Origin of the sequence: Solemya elarraichensis gill symbiont (assembly GCF_002021095.1) — a bacterium.
In the GTDB taxonomy this organism is placed as follows: Bacteria; Pseudomonadota; Gammaproteobacteria; order Chromatiales; family Chromatiaceae.
The window spans coordinates 1-7,840 of sequence record NZ_MPRK01000073.1 but is presented as its reverse complement, the minus strand read 5'-3'; the positions used below and the strand labels follow the sequence as shown (position 1 = coordinate 7,840).

8 protein-coding genes are annotated in these 7,840 nt (G+C 42.9%); all 8 read left to right on the top strand.

All coding sequences use genetic code 11. The annotated features are described in order from the left end of the window. The first annotated feature begins 70 nt into the window (after positions 1-70). Positions 71-1,042, top strand: coding sequence for a glycosyltransferase family 2 protein (locus BOW51_RS05270; RefSeq protein WP_078476779.1), 972 nt, complete (start codon positions 71-73; stop codon positions 1,040-1,042). A gap of 86 nt (positions 1,043-1,128) precedes the next feature. Next, complete coding sequence (locus BOW51_RS05265) at positions 1,129-1,611, top strand: acyltransferase (RefSeq protein WP_245828523.1); 483 nt, start codon at positions 1,129-1,131, stop codon at positions 1,609-1,611. A gap of 25 nt (positions 1,612-1,636) precedes the next feature. Beyond that, on the top strand, positions 1,637-2,743 hold the full coding sequence (locus BOW51_RS05260) for a glycosyltransferase (protein WP_078476778.1): 1,107 nt from the start codon (positions 1,637-1,639) through the stop codon (positions 2,741-2,743). 5 nt (positions 2,744-2,748) lie between these two features. Then, a complete protein-coding gene (locus BOW51_RS05255) occupies positions 2,749-3,501 on the top strand; it encodes an FkbM family methyltransferase (protein ID WP_078476777.1) in 753 nt (250 codons plus the stop codon). Positions 3,502-3,503: 2 nt separating this feature from the next. Then, entirely contained in the window at positions 3,504-4,310 is an 807-nt protein-coding gene (locus BOW51_RS05250; protein ID WP_135568070.1) for an FkbM family methyltransferase, read from the top strand. Beyond that, positions 4,307-5,398 carry a glycosyltransferase gene (locus tag BOW51_RS05245; RefSeq protein WP_078476775.1) on the top strand — a complete coding sequence of 364 codons (1,092 nt, stop codon included), beginning with the start codon at positions 4,307-4,309 and terminating at the stop codon, positions 5,396-5,398. Before BOW51_RS05250 ends, BOW51_RS05245 begins: the two co-directional genes overlap by 4 nt. Then, entirely contained in the window at positions 5,395-6,513 is a 1,119-nt protein-coding gene (locus BOW51_RS05240) for a glycosyltransferase family 4 protein (protein ID WP_078476774.1), read from the top strand. The genes BOW51_RS05245 and BOW51_RS05240 overlap by 4 nt, the downstream gene beginning before the upstream one ends. Positions 6,514-6,591: 78 nt before the next feature. Further along, positions 6,592-7,527, top strand: a complete 936-nt coding sequence (locus tag BOW51_RS05235; RefSeq protein ID WP_078476773.1) for a patatin-like phospholipase family protein — start codon at positions 6,592-6,594, stop codon at positions 7,525-7,527. Positions 7,528-7,840: the final 313 nt, after the last annotated feature.

The following is a 7,840-nucleotide window of genomic DNA, read 5'->3' as shown; positions in this document are numbered from 1 at the left end:
TTTTACATCACGAGATCAAAGACACGCTTGAAGTTTACCTAATTGCTCAGAATAAATATAAGTGGCCATTATGAAACCTACGATTTCTATTCTTACACCAACCTGGAATCGTGCAGAGTATCTGTACCGTGTTTGGGATGGGCTTGTAAATCAGACTTTTAAATCATTCGAGTGGATTGTTGCTAATGATGGTTCTGATGATAATACGATTGAGGTTGTTAATGAACTTGCGATGAAGTCTGACTTTCCTATAACTCTCATTAATGCATCTGTGCGTGTTGGTAAATCAAGGATGGATAATGAGGCTGTACATTGTGCAAACGGCGAATTTATTCTCTGGTGTGATTCAGACGATTATCTATATTCTGACGCACTTGAGGTTTTACTGGCTACCTGGAATTCTATCAATATCGAGGAACGTAACGATTTTAAAGGTGTAACCGCTTTGTGCGAGACTATGGAGGAAGGAATTCTGGGACGTAAGTATCCAGAAGATGAATATACGGATATAGAGTTTAATCAATTGCTTAATCATATGCGAGCAGACCTGGTGATATTCACTAAGGCTGATTTATTGAAGGAAAATCCCTTTCTAGAAGTAGACTTCCTAATATCAGAATCGTCGGTATGGAATATTTTAGGAGTGAAAAAGACTCGTTTTATCCCACGTGTCTTGGAAAGGAAGACATATCGTGAACCTCATTGTTTATCCTATAGTGGATTAATGGAATACAATCGTGGGAAAGCATATGCTATGGCAGTAACAGAATGCTATTTAGAAGGAAGTTTGTCTATATTTGAAAAAATGAAACGAAGAATCAATTATCTTCGTTATGTGATTCATGGTGAGGTGACGTTATTAAGAGCAATAATGGTTTGGAGCGGATCAAGAAGTGATGCCTTTATATTGCCTATTTACCTCCCGTTTTCATATATTTTAGTGCTCAAGGATCATTTGCAGGGTAAAGTCAGAAAATCGCATCGTCAGTTTAATGATGCAATCAAGCAAGTGAAGATTAAAACAATCCAGTTGAATGACTGACTATGGCGATTTACCTTACAGTAGCGCGTAGAACTCTCTCAATTTATAGAAGAACAAGAAACAGAATCAAGTGTTTGATGGTCATAATGCGTGGCGTAGAAGTAGATAAAACTGCAACAATAGATTGGAGTGTTTCCATTGATCCAGCACGCGGTAAAATTACTATAGGACCGGATTCATCTCTTGATCGAGGTGTCATTCTTAGGGCATATGGTGGTTCAATCACCATTGGCTCAGATTGTACAGTTAATCCCTATTCACTACTCTATGGTGGCGGTGGACTCAAAATAGGCAATGGCGTACGAATTGCTGCCCACACGGTTATTGTCCCTTCAAATCACATTTATTCTGATCCGGAGAAATACATTTATTCGCAAGGCGAATCAAAACAGGGTATTACTATTGAGGATGATGTCTGGATTGGTGCTGGCGTACGAATACTTGATGGAATTGTTATAGGTAAGGGCAGTGTAATTGGTGCTGGTTCTGTTGTAACCAAGAGCACTGAACCATATTCAATTGTAGTTGGCGTCCCCGCTCGGCAGATTTCAACAAGACTCCGAAGTTAGTTTTATGTCGCAATGAATCAAGAACATGCCTGAACCACTAGTCTTGATAACAAAGGGGCTGGACCCAAATCCTTCCGGTGGCCGCGAACTTCTTTGTAAGTTAAATTACGATGCCTTGCAAGAAATTTATAATGATCAATTGATCCTGATTCAATTGATACATTCACCATTGAGGTCTGCAAATGAATATGCAAATACTTTCAGAGGCCATATTGATGGTCTAAATAGTGACACTATTACCGCCGCAATTAACAAGATTAAGAAAAAAAATGTAACTAGGGTCTTTGTCGATGGATCGAACCTGGGTGGATTTGTTCATATTCTAAAAAAGACTTTACCTGAAGTCGAAATTACCACGTTCTTTCATAACGTCGAATCGCGTTTCTTTCTCGGTTCATTTCGCCAGCGAAAATCTCTGCGCTCTTTTCTGATTCTGATAGCCAACTATCTTGCTGAACGTAAGGCTGTTCGTTATAGCGACAAGATTATTTGTCTGAACCAGCGCGATAGTGATCTTTTGAGGAAGACCTATGGAAGAGTTGCGACACACATTGCTCCTATGGCGTTAGAAGATAAGATGCCGATTGGTTTTGGAGAAAGAGTGCCTGCAGATGATGAGGATTTTGCGCTCTTTGTAGGCGGCACGTTCTATGCTAACCAGGCTGGAATCACCTGGTTTGTGAAAAATGTAGTACCACATATTGATATCAAGATATGTATTGTTGGCAGGGGCTTTGAAAAACTCCGTGATGAACTGGAAGTGCCTGGCAAGGTTGAGGTAGTAGGCGCAGTCGATTCACTTGCTGTGTGGTACAGGCGCGCACGATTTGTTATCGCACCAATATTTGATGGCTCAGGTATGAAAACAAAAGTAGCTGAAGCCTTGATGTACGGGAAAAAAATAGTTGGCACGCCTGAAGCATTTACAGGGTATGAAGATATCGCTGATCAGGTTGGCTTCATATGTGAAACAAGCGATCAGTTTGTTAATGCAATTCGGTTACTTAAATTAAATATGCCTATTCCATTCAATCCGCGCCTTAGAGAAATTTATATAAATAACTACTCATTAACGTCAACTATTTCTCGTCTAGAGTTAATTCTGAATGACACAGTATCTAAAAGGCATTAGATAAATTGAAAAAAGTTACCGATACAATCAGACGTTTACTTAACAACGTAGTTGGTTTTGATATTGTACGTTTTTCCGGTCAGCACAATTTGAGATCACATCTGACTAGTGCTTTAAACATATATGAAATTGATCGCATTCTGGATGTGGGTGCTAATGAAGGACAATTCGGCAGTTTTCTACGTGAAATCGGATTTGATGGATATATTTATTCTTTTGAGCCTGTCAATGAAGCATTTGAAATACTATCCAAAATTTCAGCTGATGATGAAAAATGGATCGTATTCAATTTTGCACTTGGTTCTGAGACCGGAGAAACAACTATCAATGTTTCTGAATTCAGTTCATTTTCTTCGATATTAACATTGACGGATTATGCACTTGAACACTGGGATGCCAGTAAAGTTAACCATACACAGACAATAACAATTAAAACACTTGATGAATGTCTTGCAAATGGGATTATTCCAAATCGAAATCTACTCCTTAAGATGGATACTCAAGGCTACGATCTAGAAGTATTTCGTGGTGCAAAAAATCTATTACCAAAAGTTAGTTGTATGCTGTCTGAGTTGTCCATAATCCCTGTGTATGAAGGCGCACCGGATTACAAGGAAACGCTCGCAATCTTTGAAGACTCAGGCTTTTCAGTTAGCGGATTTTACCCAACAACACATAACAAGAATTTATCGTTAAATGAAGTTGATTGTGTTTTTGTCAATACTGCTATGTTTACAAGTGTTAAAAAAGCTGACTGATTGTGAAACAAATTACAACTTGGATCAGGGATAATTTGCCAAAGCGTTTTCAAGTACCAGTGAAGTATTGGATGAATGCAAGAGCCAGACTACTTGAAGAAGAGATGAAGTTCCTCAGTAAAATTGTCAACCCAAGGGAACTTGCAATAGATATTGGTGGTAACCGTGGCATCTACACCTATCGCCTGTGGCAGTTGGGTGCAAAAGTTGAGGTGTTTGAGCCTAATCCATATTGTGCATCTGTACTAGAGGTATGGTCGGTTAGAAGAAAGCCCTCAGTCAATGTACATTGCGTGGCTCTATCTGATGCACCAGGGACCGCAAATTTGCATATACCTGTTGATGAACAGGGTGTTGAACACGACTCATCAGCATCTCTGGAGCACGATGACTTATCAGGTGTGCGAGACCAGTTAGTCAACTTAAGAACACTGGATAGCTTTGCTTTTGAGAACGTCGGATTTATAAAAATTGATGTAGAGGGGCATGAATTCAATGTTATTTCTGGTGCTAAGCAGATTCTAGACTCCTCTAAGCCTGCGCTGTTGGTGGAAATTGAACAACGACACTGCAACAGGCCAATAGGAGAAGTTTTTGACAAGATCGAGGGCCATGGTTATCGCGGTTTTTATCTAGATAGGTCCGGCACTCTGATTTCTCTGGATAATTTTAGTGTTGACCGCGATCAAAATTCGGACAATTTTGGGAATAGCTCCAAGAGTTATATTAATAACTTTCTGTTCCTTCATGAAACCAGGATGTCAGAGCATAAGTACGACTCACTCCTGAGAGAATTTTCATATCGATGAAGGTTTGTGTTGTCACGCCTAGATTTGCTATCGCTGGAGTTCCGCTCGCACAAATTCGGTTTGCACGTGCGTTGGCCAAACGCGGACATGATGTTGTAATGGTCGTTGGGCATGTGAACAAAGATTGCACTTTTCCTGATGTGGACGGCTTGAAGGTACATATCTGGAAAAAACCAAAAGTGCGTGACATGTTGTTTCCTCTTATACGCTTTCTGAAAACCGAGAAACCAGATGTTGTTTTTGCAGCAGAAGATCATTTGAACGCCATTCTTTTACTTGCCGCAATCTTGTCTGGATCAAAAGCAAAAATCAGCGGTTCCTCGCGCGTTACACCATTTGATACCTATTCAAATAGGTTGTTTAGCAAGCGATGGATGTTAAAGCAGGTTGTACGTACAGTGATGTGGCGTGCAAATGTATTGACATGTGTCTCCAAAGATATGGTGGAGCAGTACCGCAAGATTTTCTCAAATCCATCCCATGTCTGTGTTTACAACATAGTCGATGATGCGCAGTCAAGAACCCGAATAGAAGAGAGTGTTGAACATCCATGGGTTAATGAAAAGCAAGCACCTTTGTTAGTTGCTGCCGGACGGCTTGCGCCATGGAAAGGTTTTGATGACCTGATCAAAGCAGTTGAACTAGTTTTGGCGCGCACTGATGTACGATTGTTGATCATGGGTGATGGCCCATTGCGTGATGAACTACAGTCTTTAATCGATAGTCGTGGCCTAACAGAAAAGATTGAACTTGTGGGCTATGTTGATAATCCATTGAAGTACTTTGCTCGCGCTGATGTGTTTGTCCTGTCGTCCCATGTTGAGGGGCTGCCGAATGTTCTTGTTGAGGCAATGATGTGTGGTTGTACGCCTGTCTCAACTGACTGTCCAACGGGGCCGCGTGAGGTGCTGCAGGACGGTAAATATGGCTATCTTGCTCCTATGCGTGATCCAGCTGCTCTGGCTTTAGCAATTGATAAAGCGATTGAAACACCTGTTGACAGTGAATTGCTTGCTGAAGCTGTTCTGCCGTTCGAAGAAAATACAGTTATTGACCGCCATTTTGATTTACTTGGTCTGGAAGGATGAGAGTCGGTCTAAACGCCACGTGCCTGAATGACCGGCCTTCAGGCGCTAAACAACGCTTTATCGGTATATATGGCGCCTTCTTCGAACAGCTGCCTGAAGTGCAATTTGTAATATATGAACCACGTGACTGCAGTGTACATCGCTGGTTTGATGCATTACCAAATCTTGCCCATAAGGAAACACCAATTCCAAGCGAGGGACGGTTTGGAAAATATGCCTCAGGAAAGAACTATTGGCCCAGGGCATTCAGGAAGGATGCCTTCGATATTTTCGAAGGATTTCATATACCACTTGTCCGCTCGCCTAGTGGCAAGACAATCATGACGATTCATGATGTACGTGGGCTTCGTGATGATGTTGGGATGCTCAGTCGTGCTGCTTTCAAAGCGGTGTTGCGCAAATCTCTGCAGAATGCTGATCATGTCGTTACAGTGTCCGACGCGATGAAGCAGGAAATACTCGACTTTTACCCGGGTGCCGATATTTCGGTTATCTACAATGGATTAGATGCCGGTGATTTTAGTCGGATCAACGAACAACAACTAACAGAGTTTAAAAACAACAATGCATTGCCAGATAGTTTCGCATTGGCAGTAGGGCATTTCGAACCACGCAAAAACTATCTTCACTTGATTGATGCTATTGCTCTACTTAAGCAACGTGGCTTCGATGTTCCACTGTTGATTATTGGTAATAATAGTGGTGAAAGAGAGAGAGTTGAAACGCGCATAGAAAAAGCAGGCTTATCATCCCAGGTAACAATTATGAGTGGATTGAGCGATGAAGAGGTGCGTTGTGCATATCAATTGTGCAGCCTCTTTATCTGTCCATCTTCGTACGAAGGTTTTGGAATACCCATGCTGGAAGCCATGGCAGCACAGCGTCCTATGGTTCTGAGTGATTTGCCTGTGTTTCGTGAAATTACAGAAGATCAGTCGGTCTATTTCGATGCGAATAATGTTGAGGCCATGGCAAATGCTATTGAAGTTGCATTAACAGATACGCTTCAGCGTACAAAAATGATCGAATATGGAAACGAGAGAATTCGTGATTTCAGTTTTGATAAATTAGCAGGTCAACTTGCTGATACTTACAAAGCATTACTCTATGGATAGTATGGTGTTTTAAGTTCAGCTATACTCTGTTTTAGTACAAAACACATGGAGGTGTAGGGCAGTAGCCCACATAGTGTCATGAAGACAATCCTCAGCATCGACGGCGGTGGCATCCGCGGTCTCATTCCCGCGCTGATACTGGCGCATCTTGAGTCCCTTACGGGGCGTCCTTCTCATCAACTGTTCGACCTGATGGTTGGCACTTCTACCGGCGGTCTGCTGGTGTCTGCGCTTGCGCGTCCCGATTCTGATGGTTCCGGTGTCATGTATTCAGCTTCCGATCTTGCTGACCTTTACCTGGAGAACGGCTCGCGTGTGTTTGAGCGTTCTTTCTTCAAGCGTGTTTCTTCCCTTGGTGGTTTGAGTGACGAGATCTACTCTTCTGAAGGGATTGATTCGGTGTTACTGGATTATTTGGGTGATATGCGTCTTGGTGATGCACTGACGCCTGTGACTGTTACTGCCTATGATATTGAACAGCGTGAGACGCGGTTCTTCAAGAGTTGGCATCCGCGTTTTGAATCACTACTTGCGCGTGATGTTTGTCGTGCGACAACTGCAGCGCCTAGTTATTTTGAACCTTCGCAGTTTGAGCTTGATGGTGAGATGAGTGCCTTTATTGATGGTGGTATTTTTATCAATTCACCTGCGGTGTCGGCTTATGCTGAAGCGGTGCAGTTGTTTCCGGGAGAGGAGTTGCGCGTTGTGTCGTTGGGTACGGGTCAGTGTACGCGCAGGATTCCTTTTGATGATGCGCGTGACTGGGGCAGGGCAGGTTGGCTCAGGCCTTTGATTGACAGTATGTTTGATGGTCTGGCAGATGCTGTTGATCACCAGATGCAGCATTTGCTTGGTGAGCGTTATCACCGTTTTCAGGTGAGTTTGCATGGGGCTAGTGATGATATGGATGATACCAGTGAGGAGAATTTGTTGGGTTTGAAGGCGTTGGCTTCCGGGTTGATTCGGGAGAGGGGTGTTGAGTTGGAGGGTTTGGCTGGGGTTTTGGTTGGTTGATCGCGGCGAGGGCGCCGCTCCTACATGGTTTGTGTCATGTTCGGATCCCAGGTCAAGCCCGGGATGACGAATGGTGGGGCGGGATGACGAGAATTGGGGCGCTATTAGGCCTCCAGCACGGAAACGTTCACTTGAGCAAGTATCGGGTTGGCTAACTCCATCCGTAGAGTATCGCGCGATTCCTGTACATTGGGAGGGAGATTTGCTTATCGGAATGGACGAGACTGTAAATTAGTTTGTGTATCTGCTTATCATTAACCCCTACGGGAGATAAGCACGATGAACGAAAAAGAAATCCGAGCACTTGCCAACA

What these genes read in the sequence shown, in the direction of transcription:
- BOW51_RS05270 (WP_078476779.1), top strand. Translation starts at nt 71, where the DNA reads ATGAAACCTACGATTTCTATTCTTACACCAACCTGGAATCGTGCAGAG.
- BOW51_RS05265 (WP_245828523.1), top strand. Translation starts at nt 1,129, where the DNA reads ATGCGTGGCGTAGAAGTAGATAAAACTGCAACAATAGATTGGAGTGTT.
- BOW51_RS05260 (WP_078476778.1), top strand. Translation starts at nt 1,637, where the DNA reads ATGCCTGAACCACTAGTCTTGATAACAAAGGGGCTGGACCCAAATCCT.
- BOW51_RS05245 (WP_078476775.1), top strand. Translation starts at nt 4,307, where the DNA reads ATGAAGGTTTGTGTTGTCACGCCTAGATTTGCTATCGCTGGAGTTCCG.
- BOW51_RS05240 (WP_078476774.1), top strand. Translation starts at nt 5,395, where the DNA reads ATGAGAGTCGGTCTAAACGCCACGTGCCTGAATGACCGGCCTTCAGGC.
- BOW51_RS05235 (WP_078476773.1), top strand. Translation starts at nt 6,592, where the DNA reads ATGAAGACAATCCTCAGCATCGACGGCGGTGGCATCCGCGGTCTCATT.